Origin of the sequence: Lentisalinibacter orientalis (assembly GCF_040706535.1) — a bacterium.
GTDB lineage: Bacteria > Pseudomonadota > Gammaproteobacteria > Steroidobacterales > Woeseiaceae > Lentisalinibacter > Lentisalinibacter orientalis.
Genome location: NZ_JAPDRJ010000001.1, coordinates 686,363 through 706,745, shown reverse-complemented (window position 1 = coordinate 706,745; position 20,383 = coordinate 686,363). Strand labels below are relative to the sequence as shown.

Sequence of the window (20,383 nt, the reverse complement as noted above, 5' to 3'; positions counted from 1 at the left end):
CCGGCAAGAACATGAAGATACTCATACTCGGCGCAGGGCAGGTCGGATCCTCGGCTGCCTATCACCTCTCCCGGGAGGAGGCCAACGAGGTCACGGTCGTCGACCGCAGCCCGGAAGTGCTGCGCGAGCTGCAGGACCGCCTCGACATCCGCACCGTCGTGGGCCATGCCGCGTATCCGGACGTGCTCACCCGGGCCGGCGCGAGCGACGCCGACATCCTCATCGCGCTCACTGACAGCGACGAGACCAACATGATCGCCTGTCAGATCGCCTACACCCTGTATCACACGCCGACCAAGATCGCCCGCATCCGCGCGGCGGAATACATGAACGCGAAGAAGCTGTTCAGCCAGGAGTCCCTGCCGGTGGACGTTCTGATCAGCCCGGAGCAGCTGGTCTGCGAATACGTGGAGCAGCTCATCCTCTATCCGGGCGCGCTGCAGGTGCTGGAGTTCGCCGACGGCCGGGTGCGGCTGGTGGGCGCCAGGGCCGACCGGGACGGGCTGCTGGTGGGCCAGCAGCTGAAGAACATGAAGGAGCACATCCCGAACACGGAGGCCCGCATCGCGGCCATCTACCGGGACGGCCAGAGCGTCATGCCGGACGGCGACACGGTGATCCGCGAGGGCGACGAGGTCTTCTTCCTGGCGGCGCGCAAGGACATCCGCGTTTTCATGAGCGAGATGCGCAAGCTGGACGACCCCATCCGCCGGGTGGTCATCGCCGGCGGCGGCAACATCGGTTTCCGTCTCGCCATGGCGCTGGAGCAGACCAACCAGGTGAAGATCATCGAACGCAACCCGGAGCGGGCGCGGCGCATCTCCGAGCAGCTGGCCAAGGCCATCGTGCTGGTGGGCGACGCTGCCGACGAGGAGCTGCTGCTCGAGGAGAACATCGACTCCACCGACGTCTTCTGCGCGCTCACCAATGCGGAGGAGGCGAACATCCTGTCGGCGATGCTGGCCAAGCGGCTGGGCGCGCACAAGGTGATGGCGCTCATCAACCGGCCCTCCTACGCCGAACTGGTGGAGGCCGGCACCATCGACATCGCCATCTCGCCCCAGCAGGTCACCATCGGCTCGCTGCTGGCACACGTACGCCGCGGCGACGTGGTGAAGGTGCATTCGATGCGCCGCGGCGCCGCCGAGGCCATCGAGGCCGTCGCACACGGCTCGCCGGAGAACTCGAAGGTGGTGGGCCGCAAGATCGAGGACATCCCGATACCGCGCGGCACGACCATCGCCGCGCTGGTTCGGGACGACCAGGTGATCTTCGCCCATCACGACACCGAAGTGCAGGCCGACGACCACGTGATTCTCTTCATGACGGACCGGCGCCGCATCGAGGAAGTGGAGGAATTATTCCAGGTCGGCGTCTCCTTCGTCTGACCGGTATGGCCGTCTCTGCGAGTCACAGCCAGCGGCGGGGATCGGCGGAGCGATGAACCGGGTCGTCGTCCAGCGCATCCTCGGCCTGCTGCTGATGATGTTCAGCGTGACGATGCTGCCGCCGGTGGTCGTCTCGCTGATCTACGGCGACGGTGGCTGGCTGGCGTTCGTCGAGGGTTTTCTCCTCAACCTGGCAGCGGGCTTCTTCCTCTGGCTGCCGGTCCGCGACGCCCGGGCCGACCTCAGGCTGCGGGACGGCTTCCTGGTGGTGGCTTCTTTCTGGCTGGTGCTTGGCACGTTCGGCGCCGCGCCGCTGTATTTCTCCGACGTGCCCACGATGTCGTTCACGGACGCCGTGTTCGAATCCATGTCCGGGCTGACGACCACCGGCGCGACTGTGCTGACCGGGCTCGACGCCCTGCCGCGCTCGATCCTGTGGTACCGCCAGCAGCTGCAGTGGCTCGGCGGCATGGGCATCATCGTGCTGGCGGTGGCCATCCTGCCCATGCTCGGCGTCGGCGGCATGCAGCTCTACCGGGCCGAGACGCCGGGCCCGATCAAGGACACCAAGCTCACGCCGCGCATCACCGAGACCGCGAAGGCGCTGTGGTATCTGTACCTCGGCTTCACCATCATCTGCGCGGCTTCCTACTGGGCAGCCGGCATGAGCGTGTTCGACGCGCTGTGCCACAGCTTCAGCACGGTGGCGATCGGCGGCTTCTCCACCCACGATCTCAGCATCGGGCATTTCCAGTCCACCACGATCAACCTCATTGCCGTGGTGTTCATGTTCCTGGCCGGCATCAACTTCTCGCTGCATTTCTTCGCCTGGCGCTACAGCAGCGTCGCGCACTACTTCAAGGACCCGGAGTTCCGGGCCTACTCGTTCATCCTGATGATGCTGGTGGCGACTATCGTCGTGGTGCTCGCGCTGCGGGGCACCTACGAGAGCCCGCTGCAGGCCGCGGAACACGGACTGTTCCAGGCGGTCTCCATCGCGACCACCACCGGGTTCACCACCGCCAACTATTCGGCCTGGCCCGGTGCCCTGCCGGTGCTGCTGATCTTCGCGAGCTTCGTCGGCGGCTGCGCCGGCTCCACGGCCGGCGGCATGAAGGTGATCCGCTGGCTGCTCATCTACAAGCAGGGTGTGCGCGAGATCGCGCGGCTGGTGCATCCCAGTGCCGAGATCCCGGTGAAGCTCGGGCCGAGAGCGGTGCAGGCCCGGGTGATCGAGGCGGTGTGGGGCTTCTTCTCGGTGTACGTCGTCGTGTTCGCCGTGATGATGATGCTGATGCTCTCCACGGGACTGGACCAGGTAACGGCTTTCTCGGCGGTGGCGGCGGTGCTGAATAATCTCGGCCCCGGGCTGGGCGACGTGGCCAGCGGCTTCATGACGGTGCCCACGCTGGGCAAGTGGGTGGCGATCCTCGCGATGGTGATGGGGCGGCTGGAGATATTCACCCTGCTCGTGCTGGTGACGCCGATATTCTGGAGGCGCTGATGGCGGGCGATCGGCTGCAGGCATTGCAGAAGCTGCTCGACAGCGGTCGGGAGGACGCGCTGCTGCGTTATTCCCTGGGCAACGAGTGGCTGGCCGCCGCCGAACCGGCGGAGGCCGTGCCCCATCTCGAGCGGGCGGTGGCGCTCGACCCCGGCTATTCCGCCGCCTGGAAGCTGCTGGGCCGGGCGCTCACCGATACCGGCGACGCCGGGGCGGCGGCGGCCGCCTACCGGCGCGGTATCGCCGTGGCCGAGGAGCGGGGCGACAAGCAGGCGGCGAAGGAGATGCAGGTCTTCCTGCGCCGCATCGAGAAGGCGGGCGGCGCGGATGAGTGACCGGGCGGCGACCGTTGCCACCCTGGCGACTCTGGGCCGCGCGCTCGACCGGGTGAGCGCGGCGACCGGCCGCGCGGTCTCCTGGCTCACGCTGGTGATGGTGCTGGTGACGTTCCTGGTCGTGGTGCTGCGCTATGTCTTCGACGCCGGCTTCATCTGGCTGCAGGAGAGCATCACCTGGATGCACGCGGCCGTGTTCATGCTGGGTGCGGCCTACACGCTCGAGCAGGACCAGCACGTGCGCGTGGACGTGTTCTACCGGGGCCTGTCCGGGCGGGGCAAGGCGATGGTGGATATCGCCGGCGTGCTGCTGCTCCTGCTGCCGCTCATGGTGTTCTTCCTGTGGCAGTCGTGGGACTACGTCGAGACGTCCTGGCGCATCCGCGAGTCGTCCCGTGAGGCCGGCGGTCTGCCGTATCCCTGGACACCGCTGCTGAAGAGCTGCCTGCTGGTGATGCCGGCGGCGGTGGCCCTGCAGGCGGTCGCCCTGTTGCTGCGCTCCGCGCTGACCCTGTCCCGCGGCTATCGGGTGCCGGCCGTGGACGGCGACAGCGAAGACATACGGGGCTGAGCGATGGAGTGGATGTCTGCGCTGCTCTTCCTCGCCGTGATCCTGGTGCTGCTGGCCGGATTCCCGGTGGCGTTCACCCTGGGCGGCACCGCGCTCCTCTTCGCCGGCATCGGCGCTGCAGCCGGCGTCTTCGACGCGGCCTTCCTGTCCAGCATCCCGAACCGGCTCTACGGCATCATGGGCAACGAGACCCTGGTGGCGGTGCCGCTGTTCGTGTTCATGGGCATCACGCTGGAGCGCGCCCGCATCGCCGAGGAACTGCTCGACACGCTGTCGGCGCTGTTCGGCCGGCTACGCGGGGGGCTCGGCATCTCGGTCACCCTCGTCGGCATGCTGCTGGCGGCCAGCACGGGCATCGTGGGCGCGACGGTGGTGACCATGGGGCTGCTCTCCCTGCCGACCATGCTGAAGCGGGGCTACTCGCCGTCGGTGGCCTGCGGCACCATCTGCGCCTCCGGCACGCTCGGCCAGATCATCCCGCCGTCCATCATCCTGGTGCTGCTCGGCGACGTGCTGTCGTCCGCGTATCAGGAAGCGCAGCTGGAACAGGGCATCTTCTCGCCGGAGACCGTATCGGTAGGCGACCTGTTCGCCGGCGCGCTCGTGCCGGGGCTGCTGCTGGTGGCACTGTACGTCGCCTACGTGGCGGCGACCGCACTGCTGCGGCCGGAATCCATGCCGGCGCCCGACGAGGTGGAGGGCGGCGGCGAACACCTGGGAGGCCGGATATTCCGGGCGCTGCTGCCGCCGCTCGGGCTGATCCTGGCCGTGCTCGGCTCCATCCTGGCGGGCATCGCCACGCCCACCGAGGCCGCGGCGGTGGGCGCGATGGGCGCCATGCTGCTCGCACTCGGCCGCCGCCAGCTGGACCTGCCACGGCTGCGCGAGATCATGGAAGGCACCGTGCGGGTGAGCAGCATGGTGTTCCTGATCCTGATCGGCGCCTCGGTGTTCTCGGTGGTGTTCCGCGGCTACGGCGGCGACGACGCCGTAGCGGAAATCCTCGGCGGCCTGCCGGGGGGCGTCTTCGGTGCGGTCGTCGTGGTGATGCTGGTGATGTTCCTGCTGGGCTTCGTGCTGGACTTCATCGAGATCACCTTCGTCGTGGTGCCCATCGTCGGGCCCGTACTGCTGGCCATGGGCCTGGACCCGGTATGGCTCGGCGTGATGATCGCGATCAACCTGCAGACCTCGTTCCTGACGCCGCCGTTCGGCTTCGCGCTGTTCTACCTGCGCGGCGTGGCCCCACCCGAGGTGCGCACCGGCCAGATCTACCGGGGCGTGATCCCGTTCGTGATCATCCAGCTCGCCACCCTGGGCGTGCTGGCGCTGTGGCCGGAACTGGTCACCTGGCTGCCCGACCGCATCTACGGCTGACAAGACGCGTAGGAGGGCCTTCAGGCCCGATCCGACTCTTGCTGGCCGGTATCACCTTCTCTTGATGTTGGCACGCCATCGGGCGGACACGGGTTGCGGGGGTATCCATCGCCGCGACCTTTTGTCGGGAGCAAGATGGATACCCCCGCAGGGCGGCCAAAAAAGAAGGAATCGGGCCTGAAGGCCCTCCTACAGATCTACCGGGCCGTCGCGGGCCTCCAGGTAGGCGCGTTCGGTGATGCCCTGGAACACGGCGGAGTGCTCGAGGAAGGCCTCCTGGGACGCGCGGATCCTGGCGATCAGCGGGTCGCGGGCGCTCATCTCGTCGAGGAGTTCCCGCGTGATTTCCTTCAGGCGCTCCAGCACCGGCTGGGGGAAGCGGCGCACCTCGATGTCCGGGTCGTCGAGGATGGTCTGCAGCGCCTCGGCGTCCCGGTAGGCGAACTCCGCGCGCATGTCGTTGTTCACGGACTGGCTGGCCACGGCGATGACCGCCTGCAGGTCCGGCGGCAGGCTGTCCCAGGCGTCCTTGTTGACGATGCACTCGAGGGTCGGGCCGGGCTCGTGCCAGCCGGGGTAGTAGTAATAGCGGGCCGCCTTGTTCAGGCCGAAGGCGACGTCGTTGTACGGGCCGACCCATTCCGTGGCGTCGATGTTGCCGGTCTGCAGTGCGGTGAAGATCTCGCCGCCGGGCAGGCTGACCGGCGTGCCGCCGGCCCGGCGCAATACCTCGCCGCCAAGGCCGGGGATGCGCATCTTCAGGCCCTCGAGATCGGCGACGGTCTCGATGGGCTTGTTGAACCAGCCGCCCATCTGCACGCCGGTGTTGCCCGCGGCGTGGGGCACGAGGTTGAACGGGGCATAGGTCTCCCGCCACAGGTCCATGCCGCCGCCATAGAACAACCACCCGTTCATCTCGTGGGAGTTCAGACCGAACGGGATAGCGGTGAAGAACTGGCCTGCCTCGACCTTGCCCTTCCAGTAATAGGCGGCGCCGTGGCCGAGCTCGGCCGTACCCTGGGAGACGGCATCGAACACCTCGAAGGGGGGCACCAGCTCACCGGCGGCATAGACGTGCACCTTGATGCGGCCGCCCGAGACCTCCTCGATGCGCCGCGCCACGTTGGCGGCCCCTCGACCCAGGCCCGGGAAGTTGGGCGGCCAGGTCGTCACCATCTTCCAGGTCCGGACAGGGCCGTCCGCGCACTCCGCGCCGGGCGCGGCCGACTGTTCGCCGGCGCAGCCTGCCAGACCCGCGGTGAGTGCCCCGGCGCCGATGCCGGTAACGAAATCCCTTCTCTTCATGCCGATAACCCCGCTGATGTTCCGGGGAGTGTAGTCCGGGCGGGGCCGACCGCCAACATTCGGTATGCCGGGCCGGCATTTACCACTCTTATCTGGATCTGATTGCCAGGTGAACAAAAAATCCCACATTGTTGTTTAAATAAATTATGTGGAACTCTTATTATTTTATAGGCCGTATTTTCGGATTTTAGTGGGAGAACTGGTGGGAAAGGAGGGCCGCGTCCGCCGTCCACGTCCCTGTGGGCGGCGGCCGCGGCGGTCCTCCTCCCCCGTGGCAGGTCGGTGGCGTGCCCGCAGGGCGGGGTGCCGGTGACCGGGGTAGACTGCCAGCAGCACCGGCAGGCAGCATCGCCATTATCTGGATAACCGCGGGAAGAAGCCGGACATGATCGGTCTGCTGCAGAGGGTCACGGAAGCCGCCGTCCATGTGGACGGGCGCGAGGTGGCGAGCATCGGGGAGGGGCTCGCCGTCCTCATAGGAGTGCGCCGTGGCGACGACGAGCGGGACGCCGCCCGCCTGGCCGAGCGCCTGCTGGGTTACCGGGTGTTCCCGGATGCCGAGGGTCGCATGAACCGTTCGCTGGCCGACACCGGCGGGGCGCTGCTGCTCGTGCCCCAGTTCACTCTGGCCGCCAATACGCGCAAGGGCACCCGGGCGAGCTTCACGGGGGCGGCGCCGCCCGAGGAGGGCCGGCGCCTGTTCGACGCGCTGGTGGCCCGGGCGCGGGCCGCCCACGGTGCCGTCGCCACCGGGGAATTCGGCGCCGACATGCGGGTATCGCTGGTCAACTGGGGCCCCGTGACCTTCTGGCTGGAGACCTGAACGGCAGCCTCCGGCATCGGGGAACCTGCGCACATTTCCTGTTGCCGAATTGACGTATCATCCACCACTCGGAGGTGGCCCCGTGGCCGCCGCACATTCACAATCCGTACACAGGACCGCCTGTGGGGTGACTAGGCAATGTTAGGGAACATCAGTATCTGGCAGCTCCTCATCGTGCTGCTGATCGTCATCGCGATCTTCGGCACGAAGAAGCTGCGCAACATGGGTTCCGACGTGGGCGAGGCCGTGAAGGGCTTCCGCAGCGCGATGGACGATGCCGACAAGGAGCCCGAGCAGAAGAACCTCCCGAACAGCGAGGAGAAGGACGCGGACTTCGGGACTCACAACGAGACCCGCACGACGGAGAGCCAGTCCGGTTCGAAGACCGGTCAGTCCTGACCCTGCGCGCTCGCCGTGTTCGACGTCGGTTTTTCCGAACTCATCCTGCTGTTCATCATCGGGCTCCTGGTGCTGGGGCCCGAGAAGCTGCCGCAGGTGGCGAACAAGCTCGGCAGCTGGGTGGGGCAGGCCCGGCGCATGACCCGCATGCTGAAGCGCCAGATCGAGGAGGAACTCGAGTTCTCAAAGGTGCGGGAGACGGTCAACCAGCCGCTGTCCTCCCTCATGGACAAGCCGGCCGCGAAGCCCAAGCCGAAACCCACCGACCTGAACTACGAGGAAGGCGAGGACGACGAGTCCGGTTTCGGCGAGACCGGCCACGCCGATGCCGAGCACCAGGACCGGGAACGCCCGGTGCCGGACCCGGCGGCACCGCCGCCGCCCGAGGCTGAAGAGGCACCGGCCGGCGAGCCGACGACGGCCGGCGAGAGCGGTGACCAGCCCGATGAACAACGCGCGCACCCCGCCGGTAGCGAGCCCGGCGACCACGGCGCGGAGGACGGCGCAGACAGCCACAAGACCACGGCGTCGTCATGACCACGGGCGAAGAGCGCACCCCGGAACAAAAGGACGAGGAGCGGCTGGAGGAAGCGACGCTGCTCTCCCATCTCGTCGAGCTGCGATCCCGGTTGCTGAAGGCCACGATCGCCGTCCTCGTCATCTTCCTGATCCTGGCGCCGTTCGCGGCCCGCATCTTCACGCTGGTGGCCACACCCCTCGTGCAGGCCCTCCCCGAGGGCAACAGCATGATCGCCACCGGCGTCGCCTCCCCGTTCTTCTCGCCTTTCAAGCTCTCTTTCTTCGTCGCGCTGTTCCTGGCCATGCCGGTGGTGCTGTATCAGGCCTGGGCCTTCATCGCGCCCGGCCTCTACAAGCGCGAGAAGAAGATGGCGGTGCCGTTGCTCGCCTCGAGCATCCTGCTGTTTTATCTCGGCATCGCCTTCGCCTACTACGTGGTGTTCCCGCTGATGTTCGGCTTCTTCACCAGCGTGGCACCGGCCGACGTGGCGGTGATGACCGACATCGAGGCGTATCTCAGCTTCATCATCGCGATCTTCTTCGCCTTCGGCCTCGCCTTCGAGGTGCCGGTGGCCACCGTGCTGCTGGTGTGGGCCGGCTTCACCACGCCGGAGACCCTGGGCAAGGCCCGGGCGTACGTGTTCCTGGGTGCCTTCGTGCTGGGTATGCTGCTGACCCCGCCCGACATGATCAGCCAGACGCTGCTGGCGATCCCGGTGTACCTTCTGTACGAGGCGGGGATCTTCATGTCGAAGGTGCTGGTGAAACGCCGCAGCCGCGAGGAAGATACCGAACCGGATACCGGAGGCGAGGGCTGATGCGATGCAGGATTTCGAGAAACTCGGTGCGTTCTACGTAGGCAAGGCGGTCGACGAGACCACCGGCAAGCTCGGCGACGAGCTGGTCCTCTACGATTCGAAGGACCTCACCACCCACGCCGTGATCATCGGCATGACCGGCAGCGGCAAGACCGGCCTCGGCATCGGCATCATCGAGGAAGCCGCCATGGACCACGTGCCGGTGATCGCCATCGATCCGAAGGGCGATCTCGGCAACCTGCTGCTGACCTTTCCGGAACTCGCCGCCGACGATTTCGAGCCCTGGGTGAATCCCTCGGAAGCGGTGAACCAGGGCCGCACCGTGCGCCAGTTCGCCGCCGACCAGGCGGCGCTGTGGAAGAAGGGGCTGGCGGACTGGGGCCAGGACGGCGAACGCATACGTGCGCTGCGCGAGCGCACCGACATGGCCGTCTACACGCCGGGCTCCACCGCGGGCCTGCCGGTCTCGGTGCTGCGCTCATTCGCCGCGCCCGACGCGGCATTCCGCGAGGATCGGGATCTCTACCGGGAGCGGGTGCAGGCGACCGCCACCAGCGTGTTGTCGCTGCTCGGCATCGACGCCGATCCGGTGACCAGCCGGGAGCACATCCTCGTCTCCAACCTGCTCGACCACTACTGGAGCGAGGGCCGGGACCTGGACGTCGCCACGCTGATCGGACTGATCCAGAATCCGCCCATCACGCGCATCGGCGTGATGTCGCTCGACTCCTTCTACCCGCCGAAGGAACGCTTCGAACTGGCCATGCAGCTGAACAGCCTGCTGGCCGCACCCGGTTTCGAGGCCTGGATGGAGGGCGAGCCGCTCAGCGCCGGCCGACTGCTCTACACGGAGAGCGGCAAGCCGCGGGTGTCGGTCATGTCGATCGCCCATCTGTCGGAGCCGGAGCGTATGTTCTTCGTGAGCATGCTGCTGAACGAACTCATCGCCTGGATGCGCGCCCAGCCCGGCACCGCCAGCCTGCGCGCCATCCTCTACATGGACGAGATATTCGGCTACATGCCGCCGGTGGCGAACCCGCCGTCGAAGCCGCTGCTGCTGACCCTGCTGAAGCAGGCCCGCGCCTACGGCCTGGGGCTGGTGCTCTCCACCCAGAACCCGGTGGACCTCGACTACAAGGGCCTGTCCAACACGGGCACCTGGTTCATCGGCCGCCTGCAGACCGAGCGCGACAAGGCCCGCGTGATGGAGGGCCTCGAGGGCGCGGCCGCCGGCGTGGAGTTCGACCGCGGCCGCATGGAGCAGACCATCGCGGGGCTGGGCAAGCGACGTTTCCTGCTGCACAACGTGCACGAGGACGCGCCGGTGGTCTTCAACACCCGCTGGGTCATGTCCTACCTGCCCGGGCCGCTCACCCGGGACCAGATCCGGCGCCTGATGGAGGGCCGCCGGCCGGCGCCGGCGGAGGCCGCAGCACCCGACGACGCCGGATCCGCGTCGATGCTGGGCGACGTGGCATCGGCGCCGCCGGTACTGCCGCCCGCCGTGCAGCAGTACTGGCTGCCGGCCGGGGCGGAGAACCCCGGCGACATCGTCTACCGCGCCAGGGTGATCGGCGCGGCGGCAGCGGCCTACACCAGCGCCCGGTACGGCGTGGACGAGGAACGCCGTTACCTGCTTGCGACGGAGGCCGGGGACGGGGCGGTGGCACTGGACTGGAACGAGGCGCAGCAGCTGCCGTTCGATGCCGACGAACTCGAGACCCGGGGTCTGCCCGGCACTGCCTACGCCCCGCTCGGAGACGCGCTGGCGGCGGCGGGCAGCTATGCCGGCTGGGAGCGCGACCTGAAGCGCTGGATACGCAACGAGCAGCCGGTCGTCCTGTATCGCAACCGGCACCTCAAACTGACGTCCGAGCCGGCCGAGAGCGAGGCGGATTTCCGCATCCGGTTGCAGCAGGCCGCCAGCGAGAAGCGCGACCAGGCGGTGGCGCAACTTCGCAAACGCTACGCCTCGAAGGTGAACACGCTGGAGAACCGGTTGCTGCGGGCCAGGCAGACGCTGGAGCGCGAGAGCCAGCAGGTGGCGAAGAAGCGCATCGATACCGTGATCTCGGTGGGCACGGCCATCCTCGGCGCCGTACTCGGCAGAAAGCGGCTGTCGACCACCACGGCAGGTAAGATCGGTACCGCCGTGAAGACGGCCGGCGGCATGGGCAAGGAGGCAGGCGACGTCGCCCGCGCAGAAGAAACCGTCGCTCGGGTCGAGACCGAACTCGCCGAGCTGAATGCGCAGATGGAGCAGGAAGTGGCGCAGCTCGATACCGCCTTCGACGCACAGGAAGCGGAACTCGAGGAGATTCCCGTACGGGCCGCGGCGAGTAACATCCGGGTGCGCTTCGTCGGCTTGCTCTGGGTGCCCCACCGCCGCAAGCCCGACGGCCGGCTGGCACCGCTTGCCGTCCAGGCGCGATAACCGCGGCCGCGGATCAGCCGTCCGGTCGCTCCGTTTCCTCGTCCTCGGCCGCGCCGGAGAGCGCGACGTATTTCTTCAGGAAGTAGTCGGTGTGGCCGGGCGGATGGTCGGGCAGCTCGGCGAAGACCTCGTAGCCCATCTTCCGGTAGAAGCCGAGCGCCTGGAAGCTGGTGGTGCCCACCTGGAAGCGATTGACGTCGCGGTCCAGCGCGAGGCGCTCCAGCCGCATCATCAGTTCGGTGCCGACGTGACGGCCGCGGAACTCCTCGTCCACCCACAGACGCTCGACGTAAAGCCAGCCCCAGCCGATGTAGCCGGTGGCCCCGCCGCGCACGCGCCCGGTGGGATCGCGCACGAACACCCCCACGGGCACGTGGGCGGTAGGTCCGATCTGCGAGTCGTTCCAGGCGGCGAGGCCGCGGCGTACCGCCTCCACGGCGGAGGCATCCGGGTTCTCCACCGCCTCGAAGGCCAGGTCGGAGCGCCGCCGGCGGCGCACGAGCCAGTCGGACAGCCGTCGTCTGAGCGTGAGCTCGCCCATGGCGGTCAGAGGCACTCCCCGGCGTAGGCCAGTTCGACCCCGGCCGATTCCAGCAGGCACTGGTTGTCGTAGGTGCGCCCGTCCATGCCGCAGACCGGCTGGTAGGTGGGCGGGCAATTGAGGCCGCTGCACGTGCCGGGCATCTCGATGCGGGCGCCGGCACGCTCGGCCTCGCAGGCATTGCCGTAGGTCACTCCGTCGGCGCCGCACACCGGCACGAACATGCCGGGGCAGGGCCGGGTGTCGCAGGCATTCAGCTCGACGATGCGCACGGACTCGGCCTCCGCCACACAGGCGTTGGCATAGGTGCGGCCGTCCTCGCCGCACACCGGCGCGTACACGTCCGGGCAGTTGGTCACGTCGCAGATACCCTCGCGCTGGACGGCGACGCGGGCCAGGTCCGCCCGGCAGCGGTTACGGAAGGTGCGTCCGTTCATGCCGCACACCGGCTCGTAGACGTCGGGGCACTCCGGCTCTTCGCAGATACCGTAGCTCACCACCTCGACGCCCGCCCGCTGCGCGTAGCAGTCGTTGCTGTAGGTATTCCCGTCGGCGCCGCACACGGGCCGGAAGCGGTCGGGACAGGACTTCTGCTCGTCGCACACGCCGGCCACCGCGGTGGCATGGCCGGCCGCCTGCGCCATGCAGGCGTTGGTGTAGGTCTTGCCGTCCGGCGCGCAGACCGGATCGTAGTCCCGGGGGCAGACCACGTCCGCAGCGCGCGCCGGCGCGGCCGCATCAGCGTCGCCGGCTGACGACTCCGGGGGCGGCTGCTCCGCCTGGCCCGCGTCCTGCGCCATCGACCCGAGCGGGAGCACGGCGCACAGCAGCAGTGCTGCCAGGATCGGCTTGCGCGGTCGGCTCATCGTCATGGGATCGGTCACGGAGTCGGTCAATGGAAGGTCCCGGATTATAGCGCCGGCGGCCGGCCGGCCCTGTGACGGAGTTTGGACAAGCGGGCCGCGGCCCGGTTCAACGGTCGGGGCGGGCGCTGCCCCACCACTGCCAGGACAGCATCTTCGGCCCGCCGGGCACGTACATGCTGTCCTCTTCCTCCATGCGGAAGCCGGCCTCGCGGATCAGAGCGGGTATGTCCCGGTTCAGCTGACAGCCGCCGGCGATGCGGCTCCAGGGCCGGTTGAGGCGGTCCTGCCAGCGGCGGACCTTCTCGTCCGGCGCCCGCCCGTGCTCGCAGAACAGCAGCCGCCCGCCGGGCTTCAGCACGCGGCGCATGCCGGCCAGCGCGGCCGTGGTATCGGGGATGGTGCAGAGCGTGAACGTGCAGAGCACCGTGTCCACGCTGGCGTCCTCCAGCGGAATCTCCTCGCCGGGCAGATCGATGAACTCGAACTCGGTACGCACCGGATTCAGGCGCTTGCGGGCGAGGCGGCGCATGCCCTCGGAGGGCTCCAGCGCCCAGATCCTGGTGACCTTGTCGAAGTCGTAGTAGGGCACGTTGAGGCCGCTGCCGAAGCCGATCTCGAGCACCCGGCCCTGCGCCGCCGGCACCACCTTCGACCGCTGGCGCCGGATCGCCTTGAAGCCGCACGCCAGATTCAGCGCATGGGGCAGGACATAGTGCTCGTAGAAGCTCACTGCCCGCGCTCCAGGTCGGATTCCCGTCCGGGCAGCGGGACGTAATCCCGCTCGTAGCCCCGGCTGGCCAGCCAGTCCCTGAGCGCGGTACCGGTGCCGCGCGGCCAGGGCCGGACCTTTTCCACCGGCACCTCCCGCCAGTCGGCCAGCTCGCTCTCGTCCAGGCGTATCTCGCCGGGACCGGCGAGCACGTGGTAGGCGATGATGAGCTGGTTCATGCGATAGAAAGGGTACATGCCCACGTAACCCCCGAGCTCGGCCGAGAGACCGGTCTCCTCGCGCACCTCGCGCAGCACCGCCTCTTCGGGCATCTCGCCGTGTTCGAGGAAGCCGGTGACCAGCCCGAACCATTTCTCCGGCCAGCCGTGACTGCGTACGAGGATGACATGGTCGTCGCGCTCCACGATGGCCGCCACCACCGGCGCCGGGTTGTTCCAGTGCACGAAGCCGCAACCCTCGGCGGGACACACCCCGCGCAGGCTGCCGCCCCGTTCCTCCTCCGCCAGCGGCGTGGCGCAGCGGGGGCAGTAGCGGTAGTCACGCATCGTCGTCTCCCTCGCCGGGCCAGTCACCCGTGCGCCGGGCCCGGTCCGACGGCGCCATCTCGGCCCGGGACGCGGCGGGACCGCAGGCGATGGTACGGCGCGCCGCCTCGATGGCCGCGGCATTGGCGCCGCTGCCCGCGAAATAGCGCACCAGCGCCATGCCCCGCTCGTCGGGGGCCCGGACCACCAGCGGCCGGCCTCCCGTGGCGGCCTCGTACTCGTCCACGGGGCCGGAGACGATCAGGAGTTCGATGGAGCCGCCCGGCGCCTGGCGGTCGTTGACAGTGAAGAAATTGTCGGTGTTCATGGCGTAGAGAGAGACTGACACATAGCTGTCCGGCACCTCCAGCCGGATCGACCAGGGGCCCGCCGCCAGGTCGTACAGGCAGACGGAGTAGATGAGATCCGGACTGGGGCGCACCACGGTCCGGGAGGTGGCGTCGGGCCGCGGCGCGTGCACCAGGCCGGCGTCGTCGGCGGACAGGGAGATGGCCTCCCATGCGCCCCGCATCAGGAGGCGCGGATAGGCATGGACGGCCGCCAGGTGGGTGAGCGCGGCGATCAGCGCGACGCCGAGCAGCCAGCCCGGCAGACCGCCGGGCAGCCGGCCGCGCAATCGGTTTCGCAATCGGTTTCGCAATTGGTCTGGCGATCGGTCCGCGCGCCGCTCACTCATCGCCGTCCACCCGTTCGATCACCGGCAGGTCGGACGCGCTCGCCCGGCCCCTCGGGTTGTACAGCCGCAGCAGCAGGTCGAACCGCTTGACCTCGCCGAGCGGCAGCCAGTCACCCTCCCTTGGCGTACGCGAGACCAGGAATGCGAAGCCGCCGTCCTCCCCGCGGGACACGCTCTCGCTGTTGAACGAATAAACCCCCCGTTCGTTGGGCATCAGATAGTAGTCGGGACCGTAGGCCGTGATGCTCCACCAGCGGGCGGGAACGGCGGTGCCGCTGACCCGGTAGGTGGCATCGGCGGAGAGGGGACGGCCGTCGCTGTCACGGGTGGCGACGTAATAGACGGCCTCCTCCCGGGTCAGACCCAGCAGCGCGTGGTGGGCGACCCGCGCCCGGTCCCAGGGTCCCGCCGTCGCGCTGCCCACCAGCGGATTGTTCTCCCAGGGGCCGTAGGCCACGCCGGTGACGGCAGCGCCGGTGATGGCGTACCAGGCACTGCCCAGGCCGAGCAGGAGCCCGGCCAGCACCATGGTCAGCGCATGGACGAAGCGTCTCATGAGACTAGCTTAACCCGCCGCGGAGCGCGGAGGGCATCCTCAGCCGGCATAACCGCTGGGTCGCTTGGCGGCCTCCAGCCGCTCGCGCTCGGCGCGCTCCCGGTACATCGCCCGGTCGGCGAGCGTGGGCAGCTGCCGGTAATCCTCGCTGTCCTCGGGATAGACCGCCGCGCCCAGGCTGGCGCTGATGCGAATCATGGACCGCCCCACGCTGAAGGTGGTGGCGTGCACGCTGTTGCGTATCCTGAGCATGATGCGCTCGGCGGTCGTCCGGTCGATGCCGGGCAAGAGCAGGATCAGCTCGTCGCCGCCCAAACGGGCGAGCGTGTCGGCCCGCCGCGTGCAGCGCTGGATGGCCTTGACCACCAGGCGGATGGCGCGGTTGCCGGTCTCGTGGCCGAACTCCTCGTTGATCTTCTTCAGGTTGTCCACGTCGACGACCACGACGGCATAGCGGCCACCCTCGTGGCTCGCGCGCTCGTGTTCGGCCTGCAGGCGGCGGGTGAAGGCGTGCATGTTCAGCTGTCCGGTGAGCGCGTCGCGCTCGCTCAGGTCGCGGATGCGGGCGCGCCCGGCGCGGATGTTGCCGGCCAGCAGCATCGTCAGGACCGCCACCAGCGCCATCGGCGCGAGCAGCGTGAACAGCGCGGCGAAGTCCTCGCGGTCGGGCGCCCCGCGGCTGACGGTCATTAGCGTGAACAGGCAGGCCACCAGGCAGACGAACAGCCACAGCGTGGTGAGCCGGCCGAAGACCAGCGCGCTGGTCACCAGTGGCAGCAGGTACAGATTGATCAACGGGCTGTGCACGCCGCCGGTCTGCCAGCTCACCAGCGTCACGAACAGGGTCATCAGCGCCAGCTCGACGCCGATCAGCAGACGCGGCGTGCCACGCAGGGCCGGCGTGTAGCGCAGCACCAGGATGCTGGCGGCGAAGCCGGTGACGAAGGCCACGTAGAGCCCCGGGCTGCCCGGGCCACCATCCGGGAAGTCCGCGAAATAGACGTAGACCAGCGCCAGCGCCACCAGCAGCCACTCCACCTCGACCACGCTGCGCGCGAAGCCCCTGAGCTCCGCCCAGTCGAGATCCGGCAGTTCGCGGGACGACCGGCTCACCGGCAATGCACGCCGTCGGCCCTCACACCGGGGCGCGCAGGGGGTGTGACCGGCGCAGGCGCTGTTCCACTTCCATGGCGCGCTCCTCGCCGAGCAACGCGGCCACCAGCTCCAGCGCGAAATCCATGGCCGTGCCCGCGCTGCGGGAGGTGATGATGCGCCCGTCCCGCACCACGGCGTCCGCGGCCAGCTGCACGCCCTCGTCCCGGTAGGGATCGAGGAAACCGGGGAAGCTGGTGGCGCGGCGTCCCTCCAGCAGGCCCGCGGCCGCCAGCACCTTCGGCGCCGCACAGACGGCGGCGGTGAAACGGCCGCTGTCGGCCATGCGCCGCAGGAGCCCGCCGATGCGCTCGTCGGCCTCCAGGTTGTCCGCGCCGGGCAGCCCGCCCGGCAGCACGATCATGTCGTAGTCGCGGCCCAGCACGTCGTCCAGGGTCTCGTCCGGCACCAGCTGGATGCCGTGGGAGCCGTGCACGGGCCCCGGCGCCAGGCCGGCGACGGTCACCTCGGCGCCGCCACGGCGCAGGATGTCGACGACGGTGACCGCTTCTATTTCTTCGAAGCCGTCTGCAAGCGGTACGAGGACGGTGGCCATGATCGATTCGCCTCCGATGTGCGTATGCGGACCAGGTCGCCGGGGCTCACCAGCTCGATGCCGAGTTCGGCGAGCCGCGGCAGCTCCTTCTCCAGCAGCGCCAGCGTGGCCGGGTAGGGATGACCGATCGCGAGCGCCGTGCCGTGCCGGCGCGCAAGCGCGAGCAGCCGGTCGAACTCCCGCCGTACGGTCGCCGGGTCCGGATCCGGGTCCAGGAACACGTCCCGGCGGGCGGCCGGAATGCCGGACTCCCGGGCGATGCCCAGGGCGACGCTGGCGGCGGTGGTATAGCTGTCGATGAAGAACAGCCCCTCGCGGGCGGCGATCTCCTCCATCAGCCAGGCCATGTGGCCCGGATGCCGGGTCAGCAGGCTGCCCCGGTGGTTGTTGATGCCGGTGACGTGGGGGATGGCGGCGAGGTCGGCGGCCACCCGCGAGGCGAGCTGCGCCCGCGTGGTGTCCACCTGGAACAGTCCGGGCGCCGGTTCGATGTCGTCCAACGACTGCATCGGCAGGTGCAGCATGACCTGCTTGCCTGCCGCGTGGGCCAGCCGGGCCAGGCGGGGGCCGTGGGGCGTGCCCGGCAGCACGGCGCAGGCAACGGGGCCCGGCAGGCGCGTCGCGCGTTCGCCGGCCGCCCGGCCATAGCCGAGATCGTCGATGATGATGGCGATGCGCGGCGCTGCCTCCCCGGCGGAGGCATGGCTCAGAGCCGCATACCCGAGTAACGCCGGGATCAGCAGTCCCGCGAGACGCGTCACGGTGCCTTGCTTTGTACGATACGAGGCCGGGTGATCCGGTCGATCGCCCCCGCGAGCTGCCGGTCCACCGCCGCGTCGGGCGGTGCCAGTATGGCGGAGGCCACCGGCGCCTCGGGCGGCTGCTCGATCACGACGTCCGGCGTGATGCCGGTCTCGTGGATGCTGGCGCCGGAGGGCGTGAAATACCGGGAAGTGGTCAGCTTGATCGCATGGCCGTTCGACAGCGGCATCACCGTCTGCACCGAGCCCTTGCCGAAGGTGTGGGTGCCCATGACGACGGCCCGATGATTGTCCTGCAGCGCACCGGCCACGATCTCGGATGCCGAGGCCGAGCCGCCGTTCACCAGCACCACCAGTTCGGCCCCGTCCAGCACGTCGCCCCGCCGGGCGCTGTGGGAGAAACGTGCCTCCTCGCTGCGGCCCTCCGCCGAGACGATCAGCCCTTCGTCGAGGAACAGGTCGGAGACGTCCACCGCCGCATCCAGCACGCCGCCCGGATTATTGCGCAGATCGAGCACCAGGCCGGCCAGGTCGCCGCCGTTCTCCTGCTCCAGGCCGCGCAGGGCGCGTTTCAGGTCCCGGCTGGTGGCCTCGCTGAACTGGGTGACCCGCACGTAACCGAGATCGTCGTCCAGCAGATGGGCCCGCACGCTCTCCACGTGCACGTTGGCCCGCAGCAGTGAGAAGTCCAGCGACTCCTCGCCGCGCATCACGGTCAACTTGACCCGGGTGCCCACCTTGCCGCGCATGCGGCTGACGGTCTCGTCCAGGTTCTCGTGGTCGACCGGCAGGTCGTCGATGGCGATGATGACGTCGCCCGGCTCGATGCCCGCCTGCTGGGCCGGCGTGCCGTCGAAGGGAGCCACCACCCGCACCTCGCCGCCGTCCATGCTGACTTCTATGCCCACGCCGGAGTAATTGCCGGTGGTGCTGATGCGGATCTCCTCGTACTGCTCCTCGTCGAGGAACCGGGAGTGGGGGTCGAGGTCCGCCACCATGCCGCGGATGGCGGCTTCCATCAGCCGGCGGTCGTCGACGTCGTCGACGTAGTCGCGCTTGACCCGCTCCATGACCTCGGCCAGCAGCCGGGCCTGCTCCCAGGGCAGGTCCTCGTCTCCCTCGCCCTGTCGGTCCGCCAGCACGCCGCCGCCCAGCGACAGGCTGAGACCCAGCATGGCGCCGACGACGAGTACCAGAATACCGCGGATTTTCAGGGACATAGAAAGCTCCGGACTCCGTTGCCGGAATCAGGCTTCGAAGATAGCACAGCCACGGCGGGCTGGGGAGTGACGGGGTCGGCGTTCAGCCGCCGCCCGGACGGCGGCTCACCCAGTCGCCGGGATCCACGGGCTTGCGGCCCTGCCGGATCTCGAAGTACAGCGCCGGCACCGCCTGACCGCCGCTCTGGCCGACCGTGGCCACGACGTCGCCGGGCGCCACCCAGTCGCCGGCGGACTTCAGCAGGGACTCGTTGTGCCCGTACAGCGACAGGTAGCCGTCGCCGTGGTCCACGATGACGAGCAGGCCGAGGCCGGGCAGCCAGTCGGCGTAGGCGACCCGGCCATGGTAGACCGAGCGCACCTCCTTGCCGGCGGGCGCGGCGATCAGCACGCCGTTCCAGCGCAGGCGGCCGTTGCCCCGGGGCTGGCCGTAGTCCTGGATCAGGCGCCCGGCCACCGGCCAGGTCAGCCGGCCCTTCAGCCGCCCGAAAGGCTCCTCGGAGGTGATGGGGTAGTCGGCCAGGATGGAGGAGAGCTCGGCGATCAGGCGGGTCAGGTCCTCCTCCTGGCGGCGCAGCCGCTCCACCTCGTCGCCCCGGGCGGCAATCTCCGCCTCGATGGCGACCACCAGCCGCTGCCGCTCGCTGCGGGAGGCGGCCAGCCGGGCGAGTTCCTGGCGTTCCTCCTCCGCCAGCTCCGCGAGCCTCGCCTGCTCCTCGGCTTCCTGGCGGCGCAGCGCAGCCAGCGCGTCGAGCTGACCGCGGACCTCGCGGATGTTCTCGCCCCGCACCCGATTCAGGTAACCGTAGTAGGCCAGCAGGCGGCCGAGTTCCGCCGGGTTCTCCTGGTTCAGGAGCAGCTTGATCCGCTCCTGCCGGCCGCTGGTATACGCCGCCCGTATCTGGCCGCCCAGTCGCTCCTTCTCGGCCTCGAGTTCGCCCAGGCGCTCGGCCTGCTGGCGCGCGATATCGTCGAGGCGGGCACGGCTCTCGCGCACCCCGGCCTCGATGCGCTCCAGCTTCACCCGGACCCGGCCGATGGCCGCCTCCGCCTCGCCCAGCTCCGCGCTGAGTTCGTCGCGGCGCCGGTTCTGGCGCTCGATGCTCCGCGTCAGCTCCGCGATGCGCTCGCGCACCTCGGCCAGTTCCTGCTCCTTGATGCGGGCGCGCTCCTCGTCGTCGGCGCCGCCCGCAAGCGGCAGCACGCATATTAAAAGGAGGAGGGCGGCGCGGCGCATCCGCCAAGGATAGAGCGTGGACGTCGGGGACGGAACAGGCCCTCATCACTGGTATACTGCGGCGCTCTCC

At 69.1% G+C, this 20,383-nt stretch carries 22 protein-coding genes; 10 read left to right on the top strand and 12 right to left on the bottom strand.

Annotated elements, in window-relative coordinates; genetic code table 11:
- The first annotated feature begins 11 nt into the window (after positions 1-11).
- From trkA to ACJMK0_RS03090, 5 genes are read left to right on the top strand one after another with little or no spacing between them, the layout of a single operon-like run.
- Positions 12-1,388: a Trk system potassium transporter TrkA gene (gene trkA, locus ACJMK0_RS03110; protein ID WP_405235405.1), complete on the top strand. Its 1,377-nt coding sequence runs from the start codon at positions 12-14 to the stop codon at positions 1,386-1,388.
- A gap of 52 nt (positions 1,389-1,440) precedes the next feature.
- Complete coding sequence (locus ACJMK0_RS03105) at positions 1,441-2,892, top strand: TrkH family potassium uptake protein (RefSeq protein ID WP_405235403.1); 1,452 nt, start codon at positions 1,441-1,443, stop codon at positions 2,890-2,892.
- Positions 2,892-3,227, top strand: coding sequence for a tetratricopeptide repeat protein (locus tag ACJMK0_RS03100; RefSeq protein ID WP_405235402.1), 336 nt, complete (start codon positions 2,892-2,894; stop codon positions 3,225-3,227). The genes ACJMK0_RS03105 and ACJMK0_RS03100 overlap by 1 nt, the downstream gene beginning before the upstream one ends.
- On the top strand, positions 3,220-3,798 hold the full coding sequence (locus tag ACJMK0_RS03095; RefSeq protein ID WP_405235400.1) for a TRAP transporter small permease subunit: 579 nt from the start codon (positions 3,220-3,222) through the stop codon (positions 3,796-3,798). The genes ACJMK0_RS03100 and ACJMK0_RS03095 overlap by 8 nt, the downstream gene beginning before the upstream one ends.
- Positions 3,799-3,801: 3 nt before the next feature.
- A complete protein-coding gene (locus ACJMK0_RS03090) occupies positions 3,802-5,175 on the top strand; it encodes a TRAP transporter large permease (RefSeq protein WP_405235398.1) in 1,374 nt (457 codons plus the stop codon).
- 189 nt (positions 5,176-5,364) lie between these two features.
- Here ACJMK0_RS03090 and ACJMK0_RS03085 read toward each other — a convergent pair whose 3' ends face one another.
- Positions 5,365-6,480, bottom strand: a complete 1,116-nt coding sequence (locus ACJMK0_RS03085; RefSeq protein ID WP_405235396.1) for a TRAP transporter substrate-binding protein — start codon at positions 6,478-6,480, stop codon at positions 5,365-5,367.
- Positions 6,481-6,865: 385 nt separating this feature from the next.
- On the opposite strand from ACJMK0_RS03085, the gene dtd reads away from it, so the two are divergent.
- The 5 genes from dtd to ACJMK0_RS03060 all read left to right on the top strand — a co-directional run bounded on the left by dtd (position 6,866) and on the right by ACJMK0_RS03060 (position 11,473).
- Positions 6,866-7,303 (top strand): D-aminoacyl-tRNA deacylase, encoded by a 438-nt coding sequence (gene dtd, locus ACJMK0_RS03080; RefSeq protein ID WP_405235394.1) that lies wholly within the window; start codon positions 6,866-6,868, stop codon positions 7,301-7,303.
- Between the two features lie 138 nt (positions 7,304-7,441).
- A complete protein-coding gene (tatA, locus tag ACJMK0_RS03075; RefSeq protein ID WP_405235392.1) occupies positions 7,442-7,702 on the top strand; it encodes a Sec-independent protein translocase subunit TatA in 261 nt (86 codons plus the stop codon).
- Between the two features lie 15 nt (positions 7,703-7,717).
- The gene (gene tatB / locus ACJMK0_RS03070; RefSeq protein ID WP_405235390.1) at positions 7,718-8,239 is read left to right on the top strand and encodes a Sec-independent protein translocase protein TatB; all 522 of its coding nucleotides are present in this window, start codon (positions 7,718-7,720) and stop codon (positions 8,237-8,239) included.
- The gene (gene tatC / locus ACJMK0_RS03065) at positions 8,236-9,039 is read left to right on the top strand and encodes a twin-arginine translocase subunit TatC (protein WP_405235388.1); all 804 of its coding nucleotides are present in this window, start codon (positions 8,236-8,238) and stop codon (positions 9,037-9,039) included. Before tatB ends, tatC begins: the two co-directional genes overlap by 4 nt.
- A 4-nt stretch (positions 9,040-9,043) precedes the next feature.
- A complete protein-coding gene (locus ACJMK0_RS03060; protein WP_405235386.1) occupies positions 9,044-11,473 on the top strand; it encodes an ATP-binding protein in 2,430 nt (809 codons plus the stop codon).
- 13 nt (positions 11,474-11,486) lie between these two features.
- Here the strand turns inward: ACJMK0_RS03060 and ACJMK0_RS03055 are convergent, their stop codons facing one another.
- The 11 genes from ACJMK0_RS03055 to ACJMK0_RS03005 all read right to left on the bottom strand — a co-directional run bounded on the left by ACJMK0_RS03055 (position 11,487) and on the right by ACJMK0_RS03005 (position 20,280).
- Positions 11,487-12,014, bottom strand: coding sequence for a GNAT family N-acetyltransferase (locus ACJMK0_RS03055; protein WP_405235384.1), 528 nt, complete (start codon positions 12,012-12,014; stop codon positions 11,487-11,489).
- A 5-nt stretch (positions 12,015-12,019) separates the two neighbouring features.
- Positions 12,020-12,910: a Kazal-type serine protease inhibitor family protein gene (locus tag ACJMK0_RS03050; RefSeq protein ID WP_405235382.1), complete on the bottom strand. Its 891-nt coding sequence runs from the start codon at positions 12,908-12,910 to the stop codon at positions 12,020-12,022.
- A 76-nt stretch (positions 12,911-12,986) separates the two neighbouring features.
- The gene (locus tag ACJMK0_RS03045) at positions 12,987-13,610 is read right to left on the bottom strand and encodes a class I SAM-dependent methyltransferase (protein WP_405235380.1); all 624 of its coding nucleotides are present in this window, start codon (positions 13,608-13,610) and stop codon (positions 12,987-12,989) included.
- Entirely contained in the window at positions 13,607-14,155 is a 549-nt protein-coding gene (locus ACJMK0_RS03040) for an NUDIX domain-containing protein (RefSeq protein WP_405235378.1), read from the bottom strand. Before ACJMK0_RS03040 ends, ACJMK0_RS03045 begins: the two co-directional genes overlap by 4 nt.
- Positions 14,148-14,783 (bottom strand): DUF1254 domain-containing protein, encoded by a 636-nt coding sequence (locus tag ACJMK0_RS03035; protein ID WP_405235376.1) that lies wholly within the window; start codon positions 14,781-14,783, stop codon positions 14,148-14,150. The genes ACJMK0_RS03040 and ACJMK0_RS03035 overlap by 8 nt, the downstream gene beginning before the upstream one ends.
- 40 nt (positions 14,784-14,823) lie before the next feature.
- On the bottom strand, positions 14,824-15,387 hold the full coding sequence (locus tag ACJMK0_RS03030; RefSeq protein ID WP_405235374.1) for a DUF1214 domain-containing protein: 564 nt from the start codon (positions 15,385-15,387) through the stop codon (positions 14,824-14,826).
- A gap of 39 nt (positions 15,388-15,426) precedes the next feature.
- Entirely contained in the window at positions 15,427-16,500 is a 1,074-nt protein-coding gene (locus ACJMK0_RS03025) for a GGDEF domain-containing protein (protein ID WP_405235372.1), read from the bottom strand.
- A 22-nt stretch (positions 16,501-16,522) separates the two neighbouring features.
- Positions 16,523-17,095, bottom strand: coding sequence for a DJ-1 family glyoxalase III (locus ACJMK0_RS03020; protein ID WP_405235370.1), 573 nt, complete (start codon positions 17,093-17,095; stop codon positions 16,523-16,525).
- Positions 17,050-17,856: a divergent polysaccharide deacetylase family protein gene (locus ACJMK0_RS03015; protein ID WP_405235368.1), complete on the bottom strand. Its 807-nt coding sequence runs from the start codon at positions 17,854-17,856 to the stop codon at positions 17,050-17,052. The genes ACJMK0_RS03020 and ACJMK0_RS03015 overlap by 46 nt, the downstream gene beginning before the upstream one ends.
- Complete coding sequence (locus tag ACJMK0_RS03010; RefSeq protein ID WP_405235367.1) at positions 17,853-19,076, bottom strand: S41 family peptidase; 1,224 nt, start codon at positions 19,074-19,076, stop codon at positions 17,853-17,855. Before ACJMK0_RS03010 ends, ACJMK0_RS03015 begins: the two co-directional genes overlap by 4 nt.
- Before the next feature lie 82 nt (positions 19,077-19,158).
- The gene (locus ACJMK0_RS03005; RefSeq protein WP_405235365.1) at positions 19,159-20,280 is read right to left on the bottom strand and encodes a murein hydrolase activator EnvC family protein; all 1,122 of its coding nucleotides are present in this window, start codon (positions 20,278-20,280) and stop codon (positions 19,159-19,161) included.
- Between the last annotated feature and the right edge of the window lie 103 nt (positions 20,281-20,383).

Bases quoted from the DNA above. Each gene is read 5' to 3' on its own strand.
- trkA (WP_405235405.1), top strand. From the start codon at position 12: ATGAAGATACTCATACTCGGCGCAGGGCAGGTCGGATCCTCGGCTGCC.
- ACJMK0_RS03105 (WP_405235403.1), top strand. From the start codon at position 1,441: ATGAACCGGGTCGTCGTCCAGCGCATCCTCGGCCTGCTGCTGATGATG.
- ACJMK0_RS03100 (WP_405235402.1), top strand. From the start codon at position 2,892: ATGGCGGGCGATCGGCTGCAGGCATTGCAGAAGCTGCTCGACAGCGGT.
- ACJMK0_RS03095 (WP_405235400.1), top strand. From the start codon at position 3,220: ATGAGTGACCGGGCGGCGACCGTTGCCACCCTGGCGACTCTGGGCCGC.
- ACJMK0_RS03090 (WP_405235398.1), top strand. From the start codon at position 3,802: ATGGAGTGGATGTCTGCGCTGCTCTTCCTCGCCGTGATCCTGGTGCTG.
- ACJMK0_RS03085 (WP_405235396.1), bottom strand. From the start codon at position 6,480: ATGAAGAGAAGGGATTTCGTTACCGGCATCGGCGCCGGGGCACTCACC.
- dtd (WP_405235394.1), top strand. From the start codon at position 6,866: ATGATCGGTCTGCTGCAGAGGGTCACGGAAGCCGCCGTCCATGTGGAC.
- tatA (WP_405235392.1), top strand. From the start codon at position 7,442: ATGTTAGGGAACATCAGTATCTGGCAGCTCCTCATCGTGCTGCTGATC.
- tatC (WP_405235388.1), top strand. From the start codon at position 8,236: ATGACCACGGGCGAAGAGCGCACCCCGGAACAAAAGGACGAGGAGCGG.
- ACJMK0_RS03060 (WP_405235386.1), top strand. From the start codon at position 9,044: ATGCAGGATTTCGAGAAACTCGGTGCGTTCTACGTAGGCAAGGCGGTC.
- ACJMK0_RS03055 (WP_405235384.1), bottom strand. From the start codon at position 12,014: ATGGGCGAGCTCACGCTCAGACGACGGCTGTCCGACTGGCTCGTGCGC.
- ACJMK0_RS03040 (WP_405235378.1), bottom strand. From the start codon at position 14,155: ATGCGTGACTACCGCTACTGCCCCCGCTGCGCCACGCCGCTGGCGGAG.
- ACJMK0_RS03030 (WP_405235374.1), bottom strand. From the start codon at position 15,387: ATGAGACGCTTCGTCCATGCGCTGACCATGGTGCTGGCCGGGCTCCTG.
- ACJMK0_RS03020 (WP_405235370.1), bottom strand. From the start codon at position 17,095: ATGGCCACCGTCCTCGTACCGCTTGCAGACGGCTTCGAAGAAATAGAA.
- ACJMK0_RS03010 (WP_405235367.1), bottom strand. From the start codon at position 19,076: ATGTCCCTGAAAATCCGCGGTATTCTGGTACTCGTCGTCGGCGCCATG.